This is a genomic window from Rhodococcus sp. WS3, from assembly GCF_003797085.1.
Taxonomy (GTDB): Bacteria; Actinomycetota; Actinomycetes; order Mycobacteriales; family Mycobacteriaceae; genus Rhodococcus_F; species Rhodococcus_F globerula.
Genome location: NZ_RKMA01000001.1, coordinates 1637001 through 1658000, shown reverse-complemented (window position 1 = coordinate 1658000; position 21000 = coordinate 1637001). Strand labels below are relative to the sequence as shown.

Sequence of the window (21000 nt, the reverse complement as noted above, 5' to 3'; positions counted from 1 at the left end):
TGCGGCAGCGCAGGAATGAAACTTCGATCAGGGGGAAAGGATCTCGAACCATACATCGCTGAGCTCCCTCCATCTTTAAAGTGGCTCGATCTCAGCGAGCACGGCAGCCAATCCGTGGCATACACTACTACAGGTGGAGTGTGCATTACGGGACAGAAGCGCGGATGCGCACTGGCCACTCGGAATTAACTTGATCAAATTGAGTGCCAACGTGATTAACGTTAGGTTGCCGCGTTACGGAGCAGTTATCGCCATCAATTTCGAAGAATCGATGATGTGGACCGCGTCTTCCGAGGCCAGAGAGTGACGCGCATTCGATCAGTGCTAGACGTGAAGCGCGTTGAGCCACTGGTGCAAATCGTCGCGGGCCTGGCACTCAACGCCTTCCCGGCAATTTTCATCGCAGTATTCGCACGCATTGCACCCATCGAACAACAAGGCCGCCTTGCCGTTTCGCTGGCGATCGGAACTTACGTGGCGCAGCTGCTGTCAGCACTCGTCGTCGAGTCGCGCCTTGCCACCCCGGAAGCGGATCACAAGGTATCGATGCCCTGGTGGATAGCATTGATGAGCTTGGCATCCGGGACCCTCCTCATTGTGAGTCCGGCGGTTCCGCCAACGGCCATCACACTGATCGGAGTTCTGGGACTGTCGTCGGGCTTGCTGATGGCCCGGACGATCGGCGTAGTGCGGGGTAGATGGAAGCTGGAATCGGTTGCCGCTTCGATCCTTATGGCCGGTTGCCTGAGCGCATTGGTCCTTGCCGTGTACGACAACTCCAACTGTGTCAGGGTTCTTGCAGCGGGCGCTCTCGTGGCCATCCTCATCAGATGTTGGCCTCTGCCTGCTCGCCGAGATCTGGGCTTTCCTCCTGACCTGACCAAGGCTGCGTGGGTCACCGGCGAAACTGCGACAGTCGGTATGGTCCAGCCGGCATTGGCATCTTTCATCCTGGCCGTCCTCGGACCGTCAGCTGCTGTTGGATTCCGGGTTGTATCAACCATTTCGGGGATCCTCGAACCGATTCTCGCCTACGGCCGAGTACGTCAACTCGCCCACGGACACAAAGGCGAGGTAGCCAACGTTGCGATGATCATTGTGGTCGGAACAGTGGCGATCTTCGCTAGTGCCTATCTGGGTGTGTGGAGCCTGATTTTCGGCCCTGCTTGGAACAGTTCACTGTATGTCGCTCTGGCAGTTGCCTGTGCGTGGAAGTTGTGCATGTTGGTGACAACCATCCCCTTTGCGGCTCTGCGCCGGGCGGGGCGCACAAAAATGGTGTTCTGGCTCAGGGCGGCGAACACTGCTCTTTACGTGGTGCTCGGACTGACTTTCTTGTTCAGTTTCCATTCCAGCACTGCAGTATTTCTTTCGTTTGTCATCACCGAGGTGCTCATGTTCGTGCCCTATCACGTGGCAGCCGCGAGGTTAGCGCCGGAATACAACTCGGTCTTCCTCAGCGGGAAGCGAGCGAACGGACTCGCGTCCGAGAAGGCATGAAGACTGCCTCGCCCGTCATTCGGCCTTTTTGAAAACTGCCAGCACGGTCAGCATCAAAATCTTGATGTCGAGCCACAGAGACCAGTTCTCGATGTAGTAGTTGTCCCATTCGGCGCGGTCGGCGATGGAGGTCTGTCCGCGTAAGCCGTTGACCTGAGCCCAACCCGTGACGCCCGCCTTGACCCGGTGTCGCTCGCCGTAGCGGCGGATCTGCGCCTCGAAAAGGGTTACGAACTCTGGACGTTCGGGACGCGGTCCGACCAGACTCATGTCACCCCGGAGGACATTGAGCAGCTGGGGGAGTTCGTCCATCGACGTCGACCGCATAAGTTTTCCGATCCGGGTCCGTCGATCGGTTCCCTCGACGCCGCCCGGTGCGCTACCGGTTTTCGGAACAAACGTCACGTGGTCGGGATCGGGTAGCCGCATCGAACGAAACTTGAGGCAGCCGAAGATCTGGCCGTTGCGCCCCACCCGCTCTTGAGCAAAGAATATCGGTCCCGGCGAACTCCAGCGCACCAAGAGCATGAGAGTGAGGAAGAGGGGGGACAGCACGAGAAGGATGCAGCCGGCGACGATTCTGTCGCTGATGTGTTTGACCCGGAACTGCCAGCCTCGGGGATTGGTGTGAGGCACTGACAACAAGGGCATGCCGCCGATGTGGTCGATGAGGCTCTTCGAGCCGATCACCTCATACATGCGTGGCACCACCCATACCCGAAGTCCGTGGCGGTGGGCGATGCGGACCGCTCCGGTCAGCAGCTCACCGTGAACTCTCGTGAATGCGATGACCAGGCGTTCGGCCTGGGTTTCGGCAATGACGGACTCTAGGCGATCGACAGCGCCCAGGTACGGCACCTGGTCGGCCTCCGTCCCCTGGTCACTGCGTATGGGGGACTCGTCCGACAGCACTCCGACTGGGTTCATGCCGTGTTCAGGAGCCGCGATCATCCGAGCGATCACGTGCTGGGTGAGCTGTCCGGATCCGATGACCAACGTGGGGGACACGAGATGGGAGTTCTGTTGCAGGCGTCGTTGGACCACCACGCGAACCAGACGGCCGAATGGAATCAGGATGCTCGCGCACACCCACAGTTTGGTCACGGCAGCACCGGGGCGATCGGTGATTCCGAACAGGACCAGCGCGCACAGCAGCAGCATTGCTGCGATCGAGCCAGAGGACAGGATCCCGTAGAACTCGTCGAGGAATCGGCGGTTGAGCGAGCGGCGATACAACGACCGCGCGCCCATGACGATTACGACCAGGGGAACAAAGAGTGCGAAGCACCACATGGGTGGATGAACCAAAACTGATGTGAGCGCCCACCACCATGCGAGTGCCACCGCGATTGTCGCCGACAACACATCGATGGAAACACTGACGATGGTGCTCAGCGGATCGGTCCGAATGAGCTGCCCGAATGTTTTACGAGAATTCGAAGAAGTAGGTGGGGGGCCTCCGGGGGCGGTCGAAGTCTCGACCTCCAACAATTGCGGCAATTCCCACTCCATCCACGACAATCCCGAATTAATCAGACAATTCGTACATTCACCATTAATCGCATTCTATAGGGGGACTAACGATATTTGCCGTAGCAACTCGCGCTTGGTTTGAATGCGACTCGGCGTCACAGTCAGCAATCGAAAGATACTCGGCAGCGGTATTTTTATTTGTCGAAGATTACGTTTTGGACGACGTCGGCAAGGTCGGTCATGATCTGGACCTCACCACTCGACCAATGATGCGGTTGGCTGTCCCACGCGCACAGCGTCCCTACGGGATGACCTGCGTCGTCGATGATCGGGATGCCGATGTAAGCGCCCACTACGCCGCTTTGGGCGGCCGAATGATCCCTGAGTACCGGGTGGTCGGCGATGTCGTCGATTATGAGTGGGGAACCGCTCACGACTGTGTAGACGCAGAGTGAGTCGGGGAGGGGATGGGTACGTTGTTCCCCGGTGTCGCCTGAGCGGGAGGCGATCGCGGCGTTGACTTGCTCGACGTCGGTGATCATGTTCAGTGCAGCGTTCGGGATCCCGACCGCGTCGATGGTCAATCCGACGATCTGATCGACTTCGGGATGTGGTCCGGGCGCGAGTAGTCCGGTGTCGTAGACAGCGCGCAACCGAGCACTGTCGTTGAGCGCCGACCACACGTGCGATTGCTCGCCGCTGACAGCGGCACGCAGCCCTTCGAAGACGGCGACAAGCGCGGGATCCGTATACACCTCGTTGATCGCAGCGAACGGGTCGCGAATGGGGCGTTCGGCAGAATCCGCGATCGTCTGCTCGCGTTGACCCGCGCCGTCGTCGCTTGCATTATCGGAACTTGTTGCGTCTGTCGGACTCGGTGGTGTCATATCTCTTTCCTGGTGAATCGGTAGCAACATGTATTACCGCGATTGGTCCGCTCGGCGCCGCATCTCCCATATCCATACCTCATGCTGCTGTATTTATGAATATTGGTGATGCGGACTGAAGCGGACGGACTGTCTCTCGGTACCAGAATGGGAATTTTGACATTGCATTCTAGGGTCGAAAGTCCTGCCTTACGGGTAACCGTAATGTTTCGCAGACGTGGAGGGAAGATATAGCCTGATTGAGATTCGAAAGCTCTCGATTTCTCACCTGGTGTAAGAGCAAATCGAGTCCGACCCGACTGCGCGGCATTCTGGGCTCGAAACATCGTGGTGTGCAGGCGAATCTGATGCCGGCTAGTGCGTGGCGACGACGGTTCGCAGAGGAACGATTGGTCCCGGTTCATAGATGGAGCCGATGACGGGAATCGAACCCGCGTATTCAGCTTGGGAAGCTGATGTTCTACCATTGAACTACATCGGCGTCGCAGCCGGTCGGAGGGGTTTTCGCCCCCGATCAACGTGCTTTCCGAAGGTTATCAGACGCCATTTCCGATGTGTGGGAGCCCCGCCCGGCAACTAGTGCTCACACTCGATTTCTCGCGACACAAGAACCCGAGCTGTTCGTCACAGCATTGTGTGATCTGCCTGGTGATTGGTCTGTGCTGAAGTGGCGACCCGGTAACCTCTACCTGTGCTGCTCTCCGATCGTGACATCCGTGCCGAAATTGCCGTTGGACGCCTGGGAATCGACCCGTTCGACGATTCGATGGTTCAACCGTCGAGCGTCGATGTGCGCCTGGACGGTTTGTTTCGGGTTTTCAACAACACGCGATACACGCATATCGATCCGGCGCAGCGCCAGGACGAGCTGACAAGCCTGGTGGAGCCCGCGGAGGGTGAGCCTTTTGTGCTGCACCCCGGTGAGTTTGTCCTCGGTTCGACGCTCGAAGTGTGCTCGCTGCCCAACGACCTTGCCGGCCGCTTGGAAGGTAAGTCGAGCTTGGGTCGTCTGGGTCTGCTGACGCACTCGACTGCTGGTTTCATCGATCCGGGATTCAGTGGCCACATCACGTTGGAACTGTCGAATGTCGCGAATCTTCCGATCACGCTGTGGCCGGGAATGAAGATCGGTCAGCTCTGCCTGCTCAAGCTGTCGAGTGCTGCAGAGTTCCCGTACGGAAGTTCCGAGGCTGGTTCCAAGTATCAGGGTCAGCGCGGTCCCACGCCGTCGAAGGCGTACCTGAACTTCAACCGGGGCTGACGGAAGACCGCACGTATGACCGCGTTGTTCTACGGCATGGTTTTCATGAACCTGCTGTTTGTGACGAGCACGGTGTGTTTGGTCAAGCCTTCGCGGATCAGCGCGATTGCCACGGCGTTTGCCGCGCTGATGTGGCTGCTGCTCAACGGCCCGCTCGAAGGGCAAGTGTTGTGGTCGCTGACTCCGGAGAACGGCCTCACCGTGTCGGATCTGTTCTCATTCGTGGCGTTCGGTATTGCGGCACGGGGATGGTTTGTGGCGGGTAATCGCAGGCGTGGGAATCGTTTCGGACGGCGATAGCAGGCAGATAGACGTCAGCTATGGGGAATCTCCCCCAAACCGGGCATAATTGCAGGTTATGTGGTGGATTGTTGTCGGCGGACTGATCCTCTGGGTGGCTTGCGCCGTACCTATCGCCATTATTTGGGGTAAAGCCATCGCCCGACGCGACCGCGCTGATTTCGAAATCCGCGATCAGGACTGGTCTGCCGAGCTGGCCAGGTCGATCGAAGCGGAAACCGATCCCGAGACCGAGAAGTGATCGGCCATGGAACTGCCGTCCGACACTCCGGCCGATGTGGTCGAGGCTGCGGCAGCAGGTCCTCGTGTTCCGAAATTTGATTCCACACTCGGTATTCCGGTAGTTCCGGCGGCTGGGCCGGTCGGCCACCGCTTGGTGGTGATCGGAGATTCTCTCTCACAAGGGTTTCAGAGTGGGGCTGTCTTCAATACCGACCTGTCGTATCCGTCGATCATCGCGTGGCAACTCGGCTGGTTCGATAACTTCCGATTCCCGCGATACGGCGGCCCGGGTGGGCTACCGCTGAACATCGAATTGTTGCTGCGCACACTGGAAGAGCGCTTTGGAACTTCGACGGACGTGTGGGAGATTCCGCTGGCATTATTCGCGGCACGCGGATTCATGGATCAGGTCGAGGACTACTGGGAGCGTGGCCCGGGTAGCGTCGCGCCGACGTTCTCGGCAATCAATCACAACCTGTCGGTGTATGGGTGGGATGTGCGCGACGCTCTGACGAAAACCGCTGCGAGTTGTGAAGCGGCACTGCATCAACCACACGACGATCTGCTCAGCCAGATTGTCGAGAACAACGGCGAGCGGACGGCATTGCGAGTGCTGCCGCGAGGGTCCGATGCCGAGAAGAAGATGACGGTGTTCGACGCGGCAGCCGAACTGGGCAAGGAGTGCATCGAAACCTTGGTCGTGTTTCTCGGGGCGAACAATGCGCTGCGGACCGTGACCGACTTGCGAGTGCAGTGGAGTGGCAACAAGTTTCGGGACCCGGATGGCAAACGGGATTACACAGTGTGGCAGCCCGATCACTTTGCCCAGGAGTACGCCGAGGTGCTTGCCGCTGTCCGAAAGATCAACGCTCAGCACGTCATCCTGTGCACAGTGCCGCACGTGACAATCGCCCCGATCGCGCGGGGGTTGGGTGGCAAAGTCGAGACAGGGTCACGGTATTTTCCGTACTACGCCCGGCCGTGGGTGCGTGACGCAGACTTCGATCCACGACGCGATCAGCACATCACGGGAGCGCAGGCTTGGGCGGTTGATACTGCGATCGACCTGTACAACACGGGGATCGAGCGGGCTGTGGCGAGCGCACGCCGGGTGGGCAAGGACTGGCACCTCTTCGACGTCGCGGGGCTACTCGAGCGGGTCGCATCGAGGCGGTATGTCGACGACGTCAACGCAAGGCCGTCGTGGTGGACGCCGTACCCACTGCCCAAGGCATTGACTGATCTTGCACCCGTGCCGGATTCACGATTCCTGGCCGCGGACGGTATGGGCGGCCGAGCGTCGGGTGGGTTGTTCTCTCTGGACGGCGTTCATCCGACCACGGTGGCCTATGGGGTTCTGGCCCAAGAGTTGATGAACATCATGGCCGGCGCCGGTGTGCAGTTCGATTCCCCGACGGTCGATTTTGATCGCCTCGTCAGACGAGACACGCTGGTGCGCACTCCGCCGCAGAATCTGGATCAGACGCTCGGACTCATCGGGTGGGCAGACGAACACCTCGGTTTCGTGAAACGAATCTTCGGGCTGTGATGATCAGCTCGCTCGGCACAATGATGGAGAGACCATCCGGCCGGCATAGTCGCGGAGCAAAGCTTCCAGTCCGGTGTCCTCGGTGGACAATCTGCCGGTCGGGCCGATAGCGGCCAGCGAGCCCACAACACCGTTCTGGCCGTCGCTGATCGGCACGGCGAGCGCTGAGCGGCCGATGCGAATCTCGTCGACTTCTCGCGCCGGCTCACCGCGTCTGATGCGGGAGAGTTCGAGTTCGAGGTGGTCGGCGTCGGTGATGGTGTGGGCGGTGATCCTCTTGAGCGGCGAGGCTGCCAGTTCGGGCCGCGAAGATAACAACAGTTTTCCGATTGCGGAGGCATGCAGCGCGCTCACGAGGGTGCGCTCACCGCTGAGTTCGTGATCGGGATCGCGGTCGATCAGCCGGACCTTTCCCTTGTCGTACGACGCGAGATATACGCCGTAGCGCACTTGTTCGCGCAGTTCTTCGAGCAGTACGGAGTTGTCCACGGGGGTGGGTTCGGCAGCAGCTCCGGCCAATTCGCGGGTGCGTCGGCCAAGTGCAAATCCAGAGAGATCCGCGATACGCACCAGATAGCCGTCGGCGACAAGGATGTTGAGCAACCGGTAGGCGGTCGCTGGAGGAATGCCGGCCAGCGCCGCAATGTCTTTGGCGGTGGCACCGGAACCGAGTTGCGCTGCGGATTCGAGCAATGCCAATGCGCGCTGGACTGCTCTCGGTTCATGTCCACCGAGATCTCGAGGTCGACCGACCATCAGCGCGGACCGGCAGCGTATTCGCCTACCAGCACGATATTGCCGGCGGCATCGGTGCCGAAAACTCCGGCGCCGGGAAGTACGTCCTCGGTTTCGGGCTGATCGAAGGCGCCGATGTGCAGGAGGCTTTGAGGGCTGCGACGACGCAGATAGAACTGCCACAGCGTGCCCGAACTGAGTATCACCAGCACTGCGATCGGTGCGATGTACGTGTGATCAACGATGTTCGCGTACACCAGGTATCCGAGGACAACTGCGCCCGCACCACTGCCACAGGACGCAGCGGCAAGCACGCGGGGTGTGTCTTCGCCGATGCGCGTGAGGAATACGACGGAGCTGATCGCGACCAGCGCGTAGGCGACAATCACGGCTGCCCGCACCGTGAGGCGCAGATCTTCGAAGAACACGCCTCGTCCGATCAGGGCGAAGGTGCCACCGCCGACCAGCACGGTGGCAACAACAACGCTCAACGCGACACTCGGGGTGCGGAAGGCGCTGTGTACGTGCGCAAAAGCGCGGGGGAGGAGTCGCTCCACACCAAATGAGTAGAGCAGGCGCGACGCGGCGTTCGACGACGCCATCGACGACGCCAGCCACGAGCAGCCCATTCCGATGTTGAGCGCGATCACCACGGCTGGGCTGACGCCGGTCGAAGTTCCGTGCAGATAGGCGTTGACGAGGGTGTCGCTGCGTCCGGTCCAGGCGGCCCAGCCGGCAAAGATGAAGAGGCCACCGCAGATGATCGGAGTGAAAAGGACTGTGCGCGTCACGGTTACCAGTGGGCGGCGGGCTTCGGGGCCGAAGAAGGCGGCGCTCTCGAATCCGGCGAGCGCAAAGAGTGCAGCGAGTGCGGTGATCAGTAGTCCGTGGCCGGAGGTGGACGGAATGATCTGCGCGTGCTGATCTCCGCCGATCAGCATGAGCGCGACTATGAAGAGCAGGGAACAGCTTTCGGCCACGAGGATTGCGAGTGCTGCAAATCTGACGCTCCGGAGCAGGCACGCAAGGATGAGTGCGGCGAGTACGGTGTACAGGGCGATCAGCTGAAATGTGCCGTGGACGCGTATGCCGGCAAATCCGAGCAGCGTAATGACCGCCAGCCCACCGTGATACAGGGTCATCACCGCGCTGCCGACGTATTTGACGAGTATGGCTATACCGGTGGTGATGGCGGCCCGGGTGCCGAGTCCGCGAAAGGCAAAACTGTGAAGTCCACCCGATGCCGCCATCCGTCTGGTGAATTGGGAGATGCAGAACGCGATCAAGGTGACCAGCACGGTCGCGATGATGATCGTGATCATCCCGCTCAGTAGGTGTCCGTGTGTCAGCATGGTGACCGGCAGCACAACCATCGAGACAGCCGGTGCTGTGGTTGCTACCGATTGCGCCAGGACTTCGGCGCCCGAGAGTTGTCGACGCCCGAGAGCGCGCAGCGGTGAGCGCGCGGGTGGTTGCTTCTCGCGCGTGGTGAACGATCGCGCGATGGCCTCGGTGAGTGCGGACATGCGCGGGACGCTAGTGCACTTCTGTAACGGAGAAGTTTCCTACGTGAGTCCCCTGATCGCACCCGGCTGAGAGAGCACCTGTCGGTGCGGCAGCTGATTCTCACTCGATTCCCACGGACTGTTTCCTGCACGACAAGTTCTCGACCCATCGCCGAGCCATTGTTGTTTCCACACCAACAACCCGGGTCGCCGGGCGCACACTTGGGAGCTTGAATGTCGTACACACGTAGATCTTTCATGCGCAGTCTGGGACTCACCGGCGGCGCGGGCCTGGCACTGGGAGCCATGGGGTCGATCGGTTTGGCGCCGGCAGCATCGGCGTCGCCGCGACGTTTTCAGGCACCGGCAGCAGGTGACCTGATCGGACAGGTCAAGGGCAGTCATTCTGTTGTCATTCTGGGCGGTGGCCCGGCCGGTCTGTGCTCGGCGTACGAGCTGCAGAAGGCCGGATACAAGGTCACCGTCCTCGAAGCCCGCACCCGTCCGGGTGGACGAGTGTGGTCGATCCGTAACGGGACGGAGGAGACGGATCTCAACGGCGAGACCCAGACCTGCACGTTCTCCGAGGGCCACTTCTACAACCTGGGTGCCACCCGAATCCCGCAGAATCACAACACCATCGACTACTGCCGCGAGTTGGGCGTCGAGCTGCAGATGTTCGGCAACCAGAATGCCAACACGCTCGTGAACTACACCGGCAGCAAGCCCCTTGCCAATCAGTCGATCACGTACCGCGCAGCCAAGGCTGACACCTACGGTTACATGTCCGAGCTGCTGCAGAAGGCCACCAACCAAGGCGCCCTCGACGAGGTTCTCACGAAGGAAGACAAGGAAGCGCTGTCGTCGTTCCTCAAGGACTTCGGCGATCTGGGCAGTGACGGACGCTACGTGGGGTCGTCGCGCCGCGGGCACTCCGTCGAACCGGGTGCCGGTTTGAACTTCGGCACCGAGATCGAACCCTTCGGGATGAGCGATGTAATCCAGGGCGGCATCGGACGCGCGTTCTCCTTCGAGTTCGGCTACGACCAGGCCATGACCATGATGACCCCCGTCGGCGGGATGGACCGGATCTACTACAAGTTCCAGGACAAGATCGGCATGGAGAACATCGAGTTCGGTGCCGAGGTCAGCGGAATGAAGAACGTTCCCGAAGGAGTCACCGTCGACTACGTCGTGGACGGCAAGGCCAAGTCGATCACCGCCGACTACGCCATCTGCACCATTCCGCCGCACCTGATCAAGCGCCTGAACAACAACCTGCCCTCCGACATCCTCCTCGCTCTGGAGGGAGCAAAGCCGTCGTCGTCCGGCAAGCTCGGCATCGAGTACTCGCGTCGTTGGTGGGAGACCGAAGACCGGATCTACGGCGGCGCATCCAACACAGACCGCGATATCTCGCAGATCATGTTCCCGTACGACCACTACAACTCCGACCGCGGAATTGTTGTCGCGTACTACAGTTCGGGTAAGCGTCAGCAGGCTTTCGAATCCTTGACGCACAAGCAGCGCCTCGCCAAGGCCATCGCCGAAGGCTCGGAGATCCACGGCGAGAAGTACACCCGCGATATCTCGTCCTCCTTCTCGGGCAGCTGGCGTCGTACCAAGTACTCGGAGTCGGCCTGGGCATCATGGGCCGGAGCGGGAGATTCGCACGGCGGCATGGCAACTCCCGAATACACGAAACTGCTCGAGCCCGTCGACCGCATTTACTTCGCCGGTGATCACCTCTCCAACGCAATTGCTTGGCAGCACGGCGCTTTCACGTCGGCGCAGGACGTTGTCACCCACCTGCACCAGCGCGTCGCGCAGGGCGCCTAGCTTTTCAACTACCTTCCACTTCCGAGGAGTCACCATGAAATCTCGCACCACCAAAGTTGTTGCCGCAGCGTTTGCCGCGTCCGTGCTGATCGGCACCGCGACCGCGTGCTCGTCCGAAACGGCCGAGGCGGAAACCGCCACCAGTTCCTTCATCTCGAGGTCGGTTCTCGAAGCCGGACAGGCCAATCCGATGATCGCGCAGGGTGTCGCCATCGGCGCTGATACAGCGGTCTACAAGACCAGTGGCATCGGACCCTCGGCCGGAAACAAAGCCGCACCCGAAGGATCTCCCGAGTCGTACATCGACTCGCAGTTCTCCGGTGGCGTACTGCCGGCCGGGGTGACAGTCACCGAAGCGCAGGGCATCAACGTGCTCAAGAAGATTCGTGACAATCTCGAAGCCCAAGGCCTGACGCTCGAAGACGTAGTCACGATGCGCGTCTTCCTCGATAATGCTCCGGGCTCGGACAAGGCCGATTACACCGGCTGGAACCGCGCTTACCGTCAGTTCTTTGCCAACACGAACCTCGACTCCGGTGAGACGGAGTTGGTTCCGATGGGAACTGCGGCACCCATCGCGCCGATCGAACGAAACAGCGCTCGCCCCACTCGCTTCGCGCTTGAAGTTGCCGGACTGCCGGTTGCCGGCTGGCTGGTCGAGGTAGAGGTCGACGCGGTGTACCCCGAGGGTAAGGAACCCGCCTGATGGGCGCGCTCAGCCCGACCCACTGGGCCATCGTCGCGGTAGTGCTGCTGGTGTTGTTCGGTTCCAAGAAGCTGCCGGACGCGGCCCGCGGGTTGGGGCGGTCGATGAGGATTCTCAAGTCCGAGGTCGGTGAACTGCAGGCCGATACCGATCTTGCACTCGATTCCGAGTTGGCGCCGAGCAAGAAGTACTGATCCTGTGCGAGGCTGACGAGGTGTCCCACACTTTCCTCGCAGTGTTGTTTGCCATCGGTGCAGCGGTCTGTATCGCGATCGGCACAGTAGTTCGCCAGCGCACGGCAGCGGTGGTCCCGGATGATTCTATCGGTGCACTCGGACCGATCACGACGCTCGTGCACAGTCCGATCTGGTGGCTGGGCACGATCGTCGGGATGGTGGGTTACGCACTTCAAGCTGCTGCGCTCGGCTTGGGATCGCTGCTGCTGGTGCAGCCGCTTCTGGTGTTGTCCCTGCTGTTTGCGCTCCCGCTCGGCGCAAGATTCAGTGGGCGCACGATCAGCGCGCGGGAGTGGTTGTGGGCGGCGGCGCTCACCACGTCGGTGGCGGTGCTGATCATCGTCGGTGATCCGCGGCCGGGGCAACCGCGAGCGGAAACGCACCATTGGGTCATGATCACGCTGATCGGGCTGCCGTTTGTCGCGCTGTGTCTTTTCGGAGCACATCGGCGCACGGGATCGGCGAGGGCATTGCTCCTCGGAATTGCAGGCGGCTCACTGTTCGGAGTTGCTGCAGTGCTCACCAAAGGTGTTGTGCACCTTGTGACGCTCGGACCTTCAGCCGTTCTTACGTCCTTCGAGTTCTATGCACTTGTCGCGGTTGCAGCGGTCGCGACTTCGGTGCAGCAGTCAGCTTTTCAAGCGGGGGATCTACAAGCGTCGCTGCCGGCGACAACAATCATGGAGCCGGTGATCGCGTCGTTGCTCGGGTTTGTGGTTCTCGGCGAATACCTCGATGCGGATCGTAAGGTGGCCGCGGTTCTTGCACTCGCCGTTGTTGCGATGATCGCGGCGACCGTTGCTTTGGCCCGCAATGCGGCTGACAGCGCGGTTTCGGTGCCGCAGAAGGTTCGTTGAAAGCTCCGGCGTCAGACGAGGCCCTCTGCCCTGGCCACAGACTGCGGAGGTCGTGAGTCCTTGACGAGTACGTCGATCACGACGTCTTCGTCCTGATACGCCGCCAGCTGCGCGAGGCCGGGAGTTTGCCGCACCATCGAGTGAACGCCGTCGCCGGCCTGCGGATACTCGGGCACGATGTGACGCCAATGGGCGCACACCAGCGTGCCACCGGGTTCGAGGTGTTCGACGGTTCGCTGCATCGCCTCGGTGAGCTTCTCGATGCTGAGGTAGTAGCCGATCTCGCTGAGCACGATGAGGTCGAACGTGGCGTCCGGCCAGGCGTCGTCGCCCAGGGCCCATTCCCTGAACTCGACGTTGTACCCGGCGAGTCGTCGACGAGCCGTTTCGAGCGCTGACGGCACGATGTCGGTGGCGATCACCGCGTCGCAACGATCCGCCAACATTTTGGTGAGGACCCCGATGGAACATCCGGGTTCGAAGGCGGAGCGGTATCGGGGCTTGGGCAGCATTGCGGTGGTGAGTGCGTATTTTCTCTTTTCGTACCAGCGTGTTTCGAAGTCCCACGGATCCGACTGAGCTGCGTACATCTTGTCGAAGTAGTCGGGTGGAAGTTGCGGATCACTCATACGAATACGGTCTCATAGGTGCGCAGCAGCCGGGTCAGGGCGTGTGGCGGGAGTATCGGTTGGTCGGCGGGATGATTGGAGAGCGGCAAAATCTGGGTGGTGAACTGTTGCACCGCAGAGGTTTTCGCTTGACGCACATCGGCAGGCAGGGTGATGGTGTGCAGGCGATCCCACGGAACGCTCGGGTGTTCCGGAGTTGCCCAATGCCACGTCCAGACGGGGTACTCGATCAGGCGAGCACCGGTGTAGGCGCACGCCTGCGCTGCTGCAGTTCCCGTTGCCTCGTGGTCGGGATGGCCGTCGCCGCGCCAGGTCGAGGCGCACCAGGTTCCGTCTGGTGCTTCGGCGAGAATCTCGTGGAGTCGCTCGGCTAGCTCGTTGCTGTGCGTGCGGATGTCTCCGTCAGGCAGCATCAACCGGACCGGGACGGGGGTACCGAGTTCCTCTGCCGCTCGGACAGACTCGACCCGTCGACGCTGTTCGAGCTCAGCTCTCGTGAGGGTGGGAGAACCGGGGTGTGAAGCGCCGCCGTCCGTAACGGAGACGATCTGAACATCGATGCCTGAACGCGTCGCCATCAGCGCTGTTCCTCCGAGGCCCAGAATCTCGTCATCCGGATGAGGGGCCACGATGACCAGACGCTTACATGACGAGAGATCGAGCTCGGGGAAAGGGCGCTGCCACTGCTGCCACACGGATTCCGGTGTGCCGCCGTCGTCGACGGGCTTCTGCGCAAACAGTTTCGAGTTCACCACGTCGATGATCCTTGTGCTGTCAGGCGGCCGAGCTGAGCGAGATCCTTCTCGGCATGACTTTGCCGAAGGTAGACGGTGAGATCGGCAACGCGGGCAGCATGGTCGCCGTCCAGGCACAAGGGTGCTGCTCCCAGAGCTCGCCCGACTCGATCGAGGGTTTCGGTAGCTGCCCGTTCCACGATCGAACGGGCTGCCAGTGCTCGCTGTTGTGCCTTTCCGTTCTTGTCGAGAGGATCGTCGTCGATTTCGGCTGCGGCGGCGTCGAGGGTGTAGCGAGCGGCGGTCAACGCGGCATCAACAGCCCCGAAATGGGCCAGGATGTAAGGGTCTTCGGAATGCGCTGCCTTGTTCCTCAACGCGTCGGCGACACCGCAGGCGGCGCCGTACCAACAGGCCGCCACACCGATAGCCCCGTGCCAGAAACCCGGCCGGGTCAGATAATCTCCGATGTTGCCGACGGGAATTGCCGGTACGGCGTCGAAGTCAACTGCACTGGAATCACTTTCGGCCATGCCGACCGCTTTCCACGAACCGGGGACCGGATGCACGCCGGGCAACCCGAGTTCGACGGCAAACAGCGAGGGTGTGCCGTCGATCAGTGCGGTGACCAGAGCGTGCGTGCAGATATTTGCTCCCGAGCACCACAACTTACGTCCGGTGAGCGTCCAGATGCCCACGTGCTCCGAGGCATTCACCACGGGCTGCGGTGGTTCAGCTGCCCACACGCCCCACAGTTGCCCAGGTTCGGGTTCCGGCCCGTCCAGTTCCGCCAGTATCGCAACCGCGTCGGTGTGCGCCTCCGCCATTCGGCCGAGCACGACATTGTCGCGAGCGAGTTCGGCGAGGGCATTCCATCGTGCTGCCGTTGCGCCGCTGCCCGGCAGTGGCAGGTAGAGGTCGGTTTCTTTCAGAAGCGTTTGTAGTCGTGTCATCGCGCCACATCCACTGTCTCGGTGCCGAGTTCTCGTATATGCCCGGCAAAACCGCCTGGTGTCCGTCCATCCGTGCGAGCCGAGGTTGTGACTGCAATGTCCTGCGCCCACGCGATCCTGGCACCGTCCTCGCTGAGACGGCGAACCAGATCGACGTCCTCACCTTCCTCGAGATGGGAGAATCCTCCTACGCTCCAATACTTGTCGGCTCGGATGCCGAGATTTGCGCCGTGGATGTGCCCGTGGCGACCTATCGGATGCGCGTGATACCGCTGTTCGTAAAGCTGCTGGACGGACGACGGCTGATCATCCCAGTCGGCGATGCGCACTGTTCCGGCAACAACGTCCGCGCTCTGCGCGTACTCGAGTTGCCGCGCAAGCCATGTCGGGCCGACAACCGAATCCGCGTCGGTGGTGGCAAACCACGTCGACGCGGACGCAGTGCGACTGTCGGTGCCGAACGTCGAGAATCCGGTGGCACGAGATTTTCCGACATTGTGGTGCTGTGCTCGAATGACGTCGATGCCGCTCGGGATCACTTCACCCGATCGGTCGGAGCAGCTGTCCAGGACCGTGACAATCCGAACGGGAACATCGATCCGACGCGTGGCCTCGAGCAGTGCGTCGATGCAGTGCGGGAGGTCGATCGCTTCGTTGTGGGCGGGGACTACTACAAGAACCTGGTCGATGGTCATAGCGACGATCCTTTCCTCACCCATGCGTCACGCCGTGTTTCTTCCGGCGCGGACTTTCAAGGAAACCATATGGCCGCAATTATCCGCGCCCTTCCCGCGATCCGCCCGCGAGGCGAAAGATGTTTGTGTGAAACATGTCTCGATCGAGTTTGGAGCAGTGAGGAAGTGGGTAAGCCATCTCGCCTGGCGGGTCCTTCGGTGGTGTGAACATGTGCCTCGTCGGGTAGCCGACTTCAGCGACGAATTGAAGACTTCACGCTGACCATCCACTGAGGAGTCGATCATGATCGTGCGGTTACCAGGCGTGTATCCACCGCAGCACGACACATCCCTGCTGAGCGACGCGCTGCTGTTCGAGCCGTTGACGGCCGGCAGCAGGGTTCTGGATCTGTGCTGCGGAACCGGCGCTCTGTCCGTTGCCGCGAGGCGCGCCGGTGCGGGGCACGTCGTAGCGGTTGATATCTCCCGGCGCGCGCAGGTCAACACATGGCTCAATGCTGTGGTCAATCGAAAACGCGTCGACGCACGCCGCGGTGACCTGACGGATGCGGTGGGCAGCGAGTTGTTCGATCTGATTATCTCGAATCCGCCGTATGTCCCTGCACTGGACGACGCGCTGCCGACGGTGGGCATCGCGCGTGCCTGGGACGCGGGAAAAGACGGACGTAGCGTGCTGGACCGGATCGCGGCGAGTGCGCCCGATCATGTGGCTCCGGGCGGAACGCTGCTGTTGCTCCAGTCTGCGCTCTGTGGAGTCGACAAAACCGCGGCGATACTGGAGGAATTCGGGATGCTTGTCGAAGTGTCTGCGCGTGCGTCGGTTCCCTTTGGCCCGGTGATGACTGGGCGCCGGATGATGCTGGAATCGCGCGGGTTGATTACGGCCGATCAGGATACCGAGCAACTGGTGATCATTCGCGCAACAAAATGACGACCGGGATTACACATGAGAAAAGGCTGGATGCCTGCAGCTTGTGCGGGCTTCCAGCCTTTTCAGTCTGAAGTCAGACGGGGATCGAACTCAGATGGCGCGAACGTTCTGAGCCTGGGGGCCCTTCTGGCCCTGTCCGATCTCGAACTCGACCTTCTGGCCCTCGTCGAGGGACTTGTAGCCGCTGCCCTGGATCTCCGAGTAGTGAACGAACACATCCGGTCCGCCACCTTCCTGCTCGATGAATCCGAAGCCCTTTTCACCGTTGAACCACTTGACACTGCCCTGAGCCATAACCAAATTCTCCTGGATCCATCGAGCCGAGCCCTCCCATCGAGAGTTCGGTCTCACCCTTGATCCTGCCATGCTCTTCTTTTTCTGTCTTCGATAACTTCCACAAAACCTTGACGAGTATCGACAATCAGGACATCGACTCACGGGTGCGATTCACCTAATAGTGGCTCTGACCTGCTGTGGAGTTGTGTCTGAGGGGTTTGCGCGTCATAGGCGATGTTGCGGATTTTTTTACGCTCGGCGTGTTATCGAAGGCGGGATGTCGGGTGGAGAACCCATCCGATACGTGTTACTCGGGGCGCTGAAGAAGGTTCTTTTGCAGGGTTACCGTCACGGTGGCGGCGTTAGTTGCATCACGCCGGGGAGCGTCGTCGGTCCCTATGTAGGCAATTGCGCCTTGGCGCACAACGTCGAGTTCGGCGTGGTCGGTGAGCGACTCGAGTACAAACCAGCTGAACGAGCTTTTGCCGGCGGGCTGTTCTGCGGTCGAGATTGCCGACACTGCGATGCGGAGCGCGTTCTCCGGGGCTGTGAAAGTGCAGGTGATGTCGGTACCTGGTGCTGCCAGCGCGATCAGCATGCTGGCTGCTTCGTCGATGGCCAATTCGAGGTCGGCTACGCCGTCGACGTCGAAACCGTGGTTGTAGGCGATGTTGCAGGTCATTCCACGTAGGGTGCTGAGTTGGTCGGCTGCGGCGCGCACTCGAATACAGGCGAGTGTGGGGATTGTCGATCCCGCGTGCAGATCAGTCGGCAAGGTTGTCACTGGCTATGCTCCTGGGTCGTGTCGTAGGGTCTGAAATCGGGTAAGCGAGGTTATAGTTACTTCGCTCCACAGACAGAGGCATACCCAGGTGTAATTCGTTATAAACCAATGGTTCGGCAAAGTGACGCAAGTCGTACCCTTGGTTTGTTTTGTCCAAATTCACCCTGTGGCTTTGGCACGCTCGACAATCTCCTCGGCAATGACATGCAGCTTCTGCTGCTTTCGCTGCGACTCCTTGACGAGGACGTCGAACGCCCTTTCGGAACCGAACCCGTGTATTGCCATCAGGATTCCTTTGGCCTGTTCGATGGTTGCCCGGGACTTCATCGCTGTGTTGAGACCCGCGATTTCGTGTTTCGCGAACTCGATTTCCCTCGACACGCGCAGTAAACCCTCGATCGAGGTTGTGTACACACGCAGGATCAACGCGTCCACTTCGCTGAATCCGTGGGCGCCACGGCTGTAGATGTTGAGTGCTCCAGCGTGTCGGTCGTAGATCCAGATGGGTGCTGACAGGAAACTCTGTACTCCCGCTCCGCGAAGATTTGCTGTGAAGGTCGGCCAACGCAGTTCGGAATCCGCGACGGTAGCGCGCACGACCGATCGCGTCCGCGCGGCCTCGAGACACGGGCCTTCTCCGGATATGTACTGTTCGAAGTCGACATCCAGGACGGCTTTGTTGGTGCTCGCTGCGGTCCGGGGGACCCCGGATTCGGAGAGAAGAGTCACCCCGGCCATGTCGGCTCCGGAAATAGTCTCCACAGTGCGTACGCATACCTGCTGCAAGAGGGCATCGGTTGCGTTGCCTGGACCTACGCGTGCGGCGACATCGGACAATGCGGTGACGAGCGCGTCGAGTTTCTCGATGAGCTCGCCTGGATCGATGTCCTCGCCCAGTGCTCTGTCGAGGACGTTGTCTTCAGAGCGCTCCTTCATAGCTACCCCGCTCAACTGGTTACTCAGGCCGGCCCGTCATCGATGGACGCGAGTTTCTGACGGACTACATCAAGTATATTGTCCGAATTTGCGGCGGATCGGGTTTCCAATTCACGAAATGCAACCGAAGCGTCACAATCGGTTTGGTTCATAACGACGCCCACCGCACGCTCGATGTCGACGCGCACTCCGATTGCGTCGCGCAGAGCACCAGTCGCTCTGCCGCGCTTGTCATCGTGAGCCCGCAGCTTCGAGAGCACTTGAGCGAACCCACCGGTGATTGTCCGGCAAAAGTGGTACTGCAGCCGATTTGGGAGGTGGCAGGTGGCGTGGTTCATCGCCGACTCCGACTCTTGGACGGGGAGGCGAAAGCGATTGAAAAATCCGCTTGGGGGAATGCGGGCCACGGATTGAATCGGCATCGAGATCGTCTGCGAATCCGTCGAGGAGGGGTTTGAAACGCACCACAATCTGGTGCACCGCAACCCTGTGGTGCTGAGTGCATTGACGGGGGCGGTGGTCATGATCGACGACTTCGAGATTGCCGGCCCCAGATGGCATGCGTTTGCGCAAGCCGCGGCGCGCTCCGGACTCGGCGCCTGCCGCGTGTTTCCGCTGAGGCTTACCGAGCGGCCTCTCGGTGCACTTTGCTGTGTTCACGACCGATCCGTGGAACTCCCGGCCCCGGGATAACGCGTTTGGCCAGTCGCTGGCTGATCTGGCTGCAATTGCACTGTGGATGTCCGACGTCAACGAACGGTCTGGAGCGGCAACCATTGCGGCACAACATATTCTCGCCTCCCGCACCACAATCGAACAGGCCGGTGGAGTGATTGCCGAACTCAATCAGGTCGACATCGACTCTGCCATGAAGACTTTGGCTGCCCGGGCAGCAGACCAGGGTATGACTGTTGCGCGGTATGCCGCGTATGTGGTCGAGGATCCTGAACTTTGTTGATCGCAGGATTGTGTTGATCGATATCCTTGCGGCGTAGGAATTTTCAGCGTGGTGGGTAGGACTTTGGTCCGTGTGTCTGGTGGACGTAGTGCGTGAGTTTGGAGAAGGGTGGAGGTCCAGGCGGGCGATCACCAAATGGAATCTCAGTTGGTAAGGCCGTGTGGTTGCGGGCGGGTGATTCGGTCACGATGACGGCGGTAGATGGTGGACCGGCGCAAGTGATCGCAGGATCGACGCCCGGTTCGAGGTATCTCACCAGCCATTACTTGCAGTGTCGGCCGTTCGGCTCAGTATCTTTATTGTGGAGTCTTCGCGTCGGGAGAGCTCTGCCAACAGTTCCTGTGTGCTGAGCTCCGATGTCGGAAGTCCGTCAGGTGAGGCCTCCTCGACTGTCAAGTACTCCGCAGCGATCAGGATCTCCCGGATGGGGGCATCGAAGACACGACTAGCCAAGCGCATCGTCTCCTGAGTGGGCGGGCGCTTCGACCCGAGCCACCGTTTCAACTCGGACGGTCGGATCTGTAGCGCACGCGCAGCATCGGAGATGTCTTGGTCAGGGCGAAGTTCTAGTTGACGCTCGACCCATCGAGAGAAACCGCTCATATCGGACATATTGCCTGAGTATGGGTCCGTGCACCAGTGGGTGTTGCGATTGTTTGTGTGACATTGTCGGTTGCGCGACAGTTCGGCAACATTCTCGTGCCAACTGTGCATTCGGCTAGTTACAAAAACGTAAGTCCGGAGACCTTTTGCTCGGGCTCCAATGCGGGGTACATAGTGAGTCTTTCTGGGGCGGTTGGTCGTGCGGGTTTCGAGCCTTGTGGACCACCCGACGAGATAGTCGGAGTGAGACGATTCCTGGGTGACGAAAAGCTCTCGATCTGGACGAAAATTCTTGCGCATTGATCCCCGCATTGATCCCACTGGCCAGTTGGAAACTCTGCTTGTGGGCGGACTGTGCATCCTTGCCGTAGCGGCAGTCGCTTGCGGTCTTCTCTACGACCAAAGTCGTTGGGCTGAGCTCGTACTGGCGG

Annotated in this window: 25 protein-coding genes and 1 tRNA gene; 12 read left to right on the top strand and 14 right to left on the bottom strand. The window is 60.5% G+C overall.

Features of this window, described 5'->3' with window-relative positions:
* Positions 1 to 330: 330 nt before the first annotated feature.
* Positions 331 to 1500 (top strand): hypothetical protein, encoded by a 1170-nt coding sequence (locus tag EEB13_RS07510; protein WP_261984462.1) that lies wholly within the window; start codon positions 331 to 333, stop codon positions 1498 to 1500.
* 15 nt (positions 1501 to 1515) lie between these two features.
* Here the strand turns inward: EEB13_RS07510 and EEB13_RS07505 are convergent, their stop codons facing one another.
* The 3 genes from EEB13_RS07505 to EEB13_RS07495 form a co-directional block, all read right to left on the bottom strand.
* On the bottom strand, positions 1516 to 3012 hold the full coding sequence (locus EEB13_RS07505; protein WP_258956890.1) for a sugar transferase: 1497 nt from the start codon (positions 3010 to 3012) through the stop codon (positions 1516 to 1518).
* A 155-nt stretch (positions 3013 to 3167) separates the two neighbouring features.
* Complete coding sequence (locus EEB13_RS07500; RefSeq protein ID WP_072782266.1) at positions 3168 to 3860, bottom strand: GAF domain-containing protein; 693 nt, start codon at positions 3858 to 3860, stop codon at positions 3168 to 3170.
* 407 nt (positions 3861 to 4267) lie between these two features.
* A tRNA-Gly gene (locus EEB13_RS07495) sits at positions 4268 to 4341 on the bottom strand.
* A gap of 210 nt (positions 4342 to 4551) precedes the next feature.
* On the opposite strand from EEB13_RS07495, the gene dcd reads away from it, so the two are divergent.
* Genes dcd through EEB13_RS07475 form a run of 4 tightly spaced genes read left to right on the top strand, consistent with a single transcriptional unit; the run spans position 4552 to position 7192 of the window.
* On the top strand, positions 4552 to 5121 hold the full coding sequence (gene dcd / locus EEB13_RS07490; RefSeq protein ID WP_033235759.1) for a dCTP deaminase: 570 nt from the start codon (positions 4552 to 4554) through the stop codon (positions 5119 to 5121).
* Positions 5122 to 5136: 15 nt separating this feature from the next.
* Positions 5137 to 5421, top strand: coding sequence for a hypothetical protein (locus tag EEB13_RS07485; RefSeq protein ID WP_095886885.1), 285 nt, complete (start codon positions 5137 to 5139; stop codon positions 5419 to 5421).
* 58 nt (positions 5422 to 5479) lie between these two features.
* A complete protein-coding gene (locus tag EEB13_RS07480; RefSeq protein WP_141484950.1) occupies positions 5480 to 5662 on the top strand; it encodes a hypothetical protein in 183 nt (60 codons plus the stop codon).
* A 6-nt stretch (positions 5663 to 5668) separates the two neighbouring features.
* Positions 5669 to 7192, top strand: a complete 1524-nt coding sequence (locus EEB13_RS07475; RefSeq protein ID WP_141484949.1) for a hypothetical protein — start codon at positions 5669 to 5671, stop codon at positions 7190 to 7192.
* A gap of 3 nt (positions 7193 to 7195) precedes the next feature.
* Here the strand turns inward: EEB13_RS07475 and EEB13_RS07470 are convergent, their stop codons facing one another.
* Positions 7196 to 7948, bottom strand: coding sequence for an IclR family transcriptional regulator (locus EEB13_RS07470; protein WP_045064254.1), 753 nt, complete (start codon positions 7946 to 7948; stop codon positions 7196 to 7198).
* On the bottom strand, positions 7948 to 9453 hold the full coding sequence (locus EEB13_RS07465; protein ID WP_141484948.1) for an APC family permease: 1506 nt from the start codon (positions 9451 to 9453) through the stop codon (positions 7948 to 7950). The genes EEB13_RS07470 and EEB13_RS07465 overlap by 1 nt, the downstream gene beginning before the upstream one ends.
* A gap of 237 nt (positions 9454 to 9690) precedes the next feature.
* On the opposite strand from EEB13_RS07465, the gene EEB13_RS07460 reads away from it, so the two are divergent.
* Genes EEB13_RS07460 through EEB13_RS07445 form a run of 4 tightly spaced genes read left to right on the top strand, consistent with a single transcriptional unit; the run spans position 9691 to position 13070 of the window.
* Positions 9691 to 11271, top strand: a complete 1581-nt coding sequence (locus EEB13_RS07460; protein ID WP_033235753.1) for a flavin monoamine oxidase family protein — start codon at positions 9691 to 9693, stop codon at positions 11269 to 11271.
* 34 nt (positions 11272 to 11305) lie between these two features.
* On the top strand, positions 11306 to 11977 hold the full coding sequence (locus EEB13_RS07455; protein ID WP_141484947.1) for a Rid family hydrolase: 672 nt from the start codon (positions 11306 to 11308) through the stop codon (positions 11975 to 11977).
* Positions 11977 to 12171, top strand: coding sequence for a Sec-independent protein translocase subunit TatA (tatA, locus tag EEB13_RS07450; protein ID WP_033235751.1), 195 nt, complete (start codon positions 11977 to 11979; stop codon positions 12169 to 12171). Before EEB13_RS07455 ends, tatA begins: the two co-directional genes overlap by 1 nt.
* Positions 12172 to 12191: 20 nt before the next feature.
* Positions 12192 to 13070 (top strand): DMT family transporter, encoded by an 879-nt coding sequence (locus EEB13_RS07445; protein ID WP_045064240.1) that lies wholly within the window; start codon positions 12192 to 12194, stop codon positions 13068 to 13070.
* A gap of 11 nt (positions 13071 to 13081) precedes the next feature.
* Here the strand turns inward: EEB13_RS07445 and EEB13_RS07440 are convergent, their stop codons facing one another.
* The 4 genes from EEB13_RS07440 to EEB13_RS07425 are packed head-to-tail and all read right to left on the bottom strand — an operon-like array spanning position 13082 to position 16081.
* Positions 13082 to 13699, bottom strand: coding sequence for a class I SAM-dependent methyltransferase (locus EEB13_RS07440; protein WP_141484946.1), 618 nt, complete (start codon positions 13697 to 13699; stop codon positions 13082 to 13084).
* A complete protein-coding gene (locus EEB13_RS07435) occupies positions 13696 to 14454 on the bottom strand; it encodes a PIG-L deacetylase family protein (RefSeq protein WP_051730639.1) in 759 nt (252 codons plus the stop codon). The genes EEB13_RS07440 and EEB13_RS07435 overlap by 4 nt, the downstream gene beginning before the upstream one ends.
* The gene (locus EEB13_RS07430; protein ID WP_092802658.1) at positions 14448 to 15386 is read right to left on the bottom strand and encodes an acyl-CoA dehydrogenase; all 939 of its coding nucleotides are present in this window, start codon (positions 15384 to 15386) and stop codon (positions 14448 to 14450) included. The genes EEB13_RS07435 and EEB13_RS07430 overlap by 7 nt, the downstream gene beginning before the upstream one ends.
* Entirely contained in the window at positions 15383 to 16081 is a 699-nt protein-coding gene (locus EEB13_RS07425) for a glycosyltransferase (protein ID WP_116102049.1), read from the bottom strand. The genes EEB13_RS07430 and EEB13_RS07425 overlap by 4 nt, the downstream gene beginning before the upstream one ends.
* Positions 16082 to 16364: 283 nt before the next feature.
* On the opposite strand from EEB13_RS07425, the gene EEB13_RS07420 reads away from it, so the two are divergent.
* A complete protein-coding gene (locus EEB13_RS07420; RefSeq protein ID WP_141484945.1) occupies positions 16365 to 17012 on the top strand; it encodes a HemK2/MTQ2 family protein methyltransferase in 648 nt (215 codons plus the stop codon).
* 90 nt (positions 17013 to 17102) lie between these two features.
* On the opposite strand, the gene EEB13_RS07415 is transcribed toward EEB13_RS07420, so the two are convergent.
* The 4 genes from EEB13_RS07415 to EEB13_RS32435 form a co-directional block, all read right to left on the bottom strand.
* Complete coding sequence (locus tag EEB13_RS07415) at positions 17103 to 17306, bottom strand: cold-shock protein (protein ID WP_003943666.1); 204 nt, start codon at positions 17304 to 17306, stop codon at positions 17103 to 17105.
* Positions 17307 to 17595: 289 nt separating this feature from the next.
* On the bottom strand, positions 17596 to 18072 hold the full coding sequence (locus EEB13_RS07410) for an ATP-binding protein (protein ID WP_051730638.1): 477 nt from the start codon (positions 18070 to 18072) through the stop codon (positions 17596 to 17598).
* Positions 18073 to 18231: 159 nt separating this feature from the next.
* The gene (locus tag EEB13_RS07405; protein WP_141484944.1) at positions 18232 to 19008 is read right to left on the bottom strand and encodes a GAF and ANTAR domain-containing protein; all 777 of its coding nucleotides are present in this window, start codon (positions 19006 to 19008) and stop codon (positions 18232 to 18234) included.
* A gap of 23 nt (positions 19009 to 19031) precedes the next feature.
* Positions 19032 to 19346, bottom strand: coding sequence for an ANTAR domain-containing protein (locus EEB13_RS32435; RefSeq protein ID WP_410055745.1), 315 nt, complete (start codon positions 19344 to 19346; stop codon positions 19032 to 19034).
* Positions 19347 to 19530: 184 nt separating this feature from the next.
* On the opposite strand from EEB13_RS32435, the gene EEB13_RS32430 reads away from it, so the two are divergent.
* Complete coding sequence (locus tag EEB13_RS32430; protein ID WP_410055758.1) at positions 19531 to 19701, top strand: hypothetical protein; 171 nt, start codon at positions 19531 to 19533, stop codon at positions 19699 to 19701.
* A complete protein-coding gene (locus EEB13_RS07400) occupies positions 19661 to 19966 on the top strand; it encodes an ANTAR domain-containing protein (protein WP_141484943.1) in 306 nt (101 codons plus the stop codon). The genes EEB13_RS32430 and EEB13_RS07400 overlap by 41 nt, the downstream gene beginning before the upstream one ends.
* A 252-nt stretch (positions 19967 to 20218) precedes the next feature.
* On the opposite strand, the gene EEB13_RS07395 is transcribed toward EEB13_RS07400, so the two are convergent.
* Complete coding sequence (locus tag EEB13_RS07395; protein ID WP_233365989.1) at positions 20219 to 20569, bottom strand: helix-turn-helix domain-containing protein; 351 nt, start codon at positions 20567 to 20569, stop codon at positions 20219 to 20221.
* Positions 20570 to 21000: the final 431 nt, after the last annotated feature.

Coding starts and splice junctions, on each gene's coding strand:
- EEB13_RS32430 (WP_410055758.1), top strand. CDS start 19,531: ATGATCGACGACTTCGAGATTGCCGGCCCCAGATGGCATGCGTTTGCG.
- EEB13_RS07460 (WP_033235753.1), top strand. CDS start 9,691: ATGCGCAGTCTGGGACTCACCGGCGGCGCGGGCCTGGCACTGGGAGCC.
- EEB13_RS07440 (WP_141484946.1), bottom strand. CDS start 13,699: ATGAGTGATCCGCAACTTCCACCCGACTACTTCGACAAGATGTACGCA.
- EEB13_RS07430 (WP_092802658.1), bottom strand. CDS start 15,386: ATGACACGACTACAAACGCTTCTGAAAGAAACCGACCTCTACCTGCCA.
- EEB13_RS07395 (WP_233365989.1), bottom strand. CDS start 20,569: ATGAGCGGTTTCTCTCGATGGGTCGAGCGTCAACTAGAACTTCGCCCT.
- EEB13_RS07475 (WP_141484949.1), top strand. CDS start 5,669: ATGGAACTGCCGTCCGACACTCCGGCCGATGTGGTCGAGGCTGCGGCA.
- EEB13_RS07455 (WP_141484947.1), top strand. CDS start 11,306: ATGAAATCTCGCACCACCAAAGTTGTTGCCGCAGCGTTTGCCGCGTCC.
- EEB13_RS07420 (WP_141484945.1), top strand. CDS start 16,365: ATGATCGTGCGGTTACCAGGCGTGTATCCACCGCAGCACGACACATCC.
- EEB13_RS07505 (WP_258956890.1), bottom strand. CDS start 3,012: ATGGAGTGGGAATTGCCGCAATTGTTGGAGGTCGAGACTTCGACCGCC.
- EEB13_RS07465 (WP_141484948.1), bottom strand. CDS start 9,453: ATGTCCGCACTCACCGAGGCCATCGCGCGATCGTTCACCACGCGCGAG.
- tatA (WP_033235751.1), top strand. CDS start 11,977: ATGGGCGCGCTCAGCCCGACCCACTGGGCCATCGTCGCGGTAGTGCTG.
- EEB13_RS07500 (WP_072782266.1), bottom strand. CDS start 3,860: ATGACACCACCGAGTCCGACAGACGCAACAAGTTCCGATAATGCAAGC.
- EEB13_RS07405 (WP_141484944.1), bottom strand. CDS start 19,008: ATGAAGGAGCGCTCTGAAGACAACGTCCTCGACAGAGCACTGGGCGAG.
- EEB13_RS32435 (WP_410055745.1), bottom strand. CDS start 19,346: ATGAACCACGCCACCTGCCACCTCCCAAATCGGCTGCAGTACCACTTT.
- EEB13_RS07485 (WP_095886885.1), top strand. CDS start 5,137: ATGACCGCGTTGTTCTACGGCATGGTTTTCATGAACCTGCTGTTTGTG.
- EEB13_RS07415 (WP_003943666.1), bottom strand. CDS start 17,306: ATGGCTCAGGGCAGTGTCAAGTGGTTCAACGGTGAAAAGGGCTTCGGA.
- EEB13_RS07425 (WP_116102049.1), bottom strand. CDS start 16,081: ATGACCATCGACCAGGTTCTTGTAGTAGTCCCCGCCCACAACGAAGCG.
- EEB13_RS07470 (WP_045064254.1), bottom strand. CDS start 7,948: ATGGTCGGTCGACCTCGAGATCTCGGTGGACATGAACCGAGAGCAGTC.
- EEB13_RS07480 (WP_141484950.1), top strand. CDS start 5,480: ATGTGGTGGATTGTTGTCGGCGGACTGATCCTCTGGGTGGCTTGCGCC.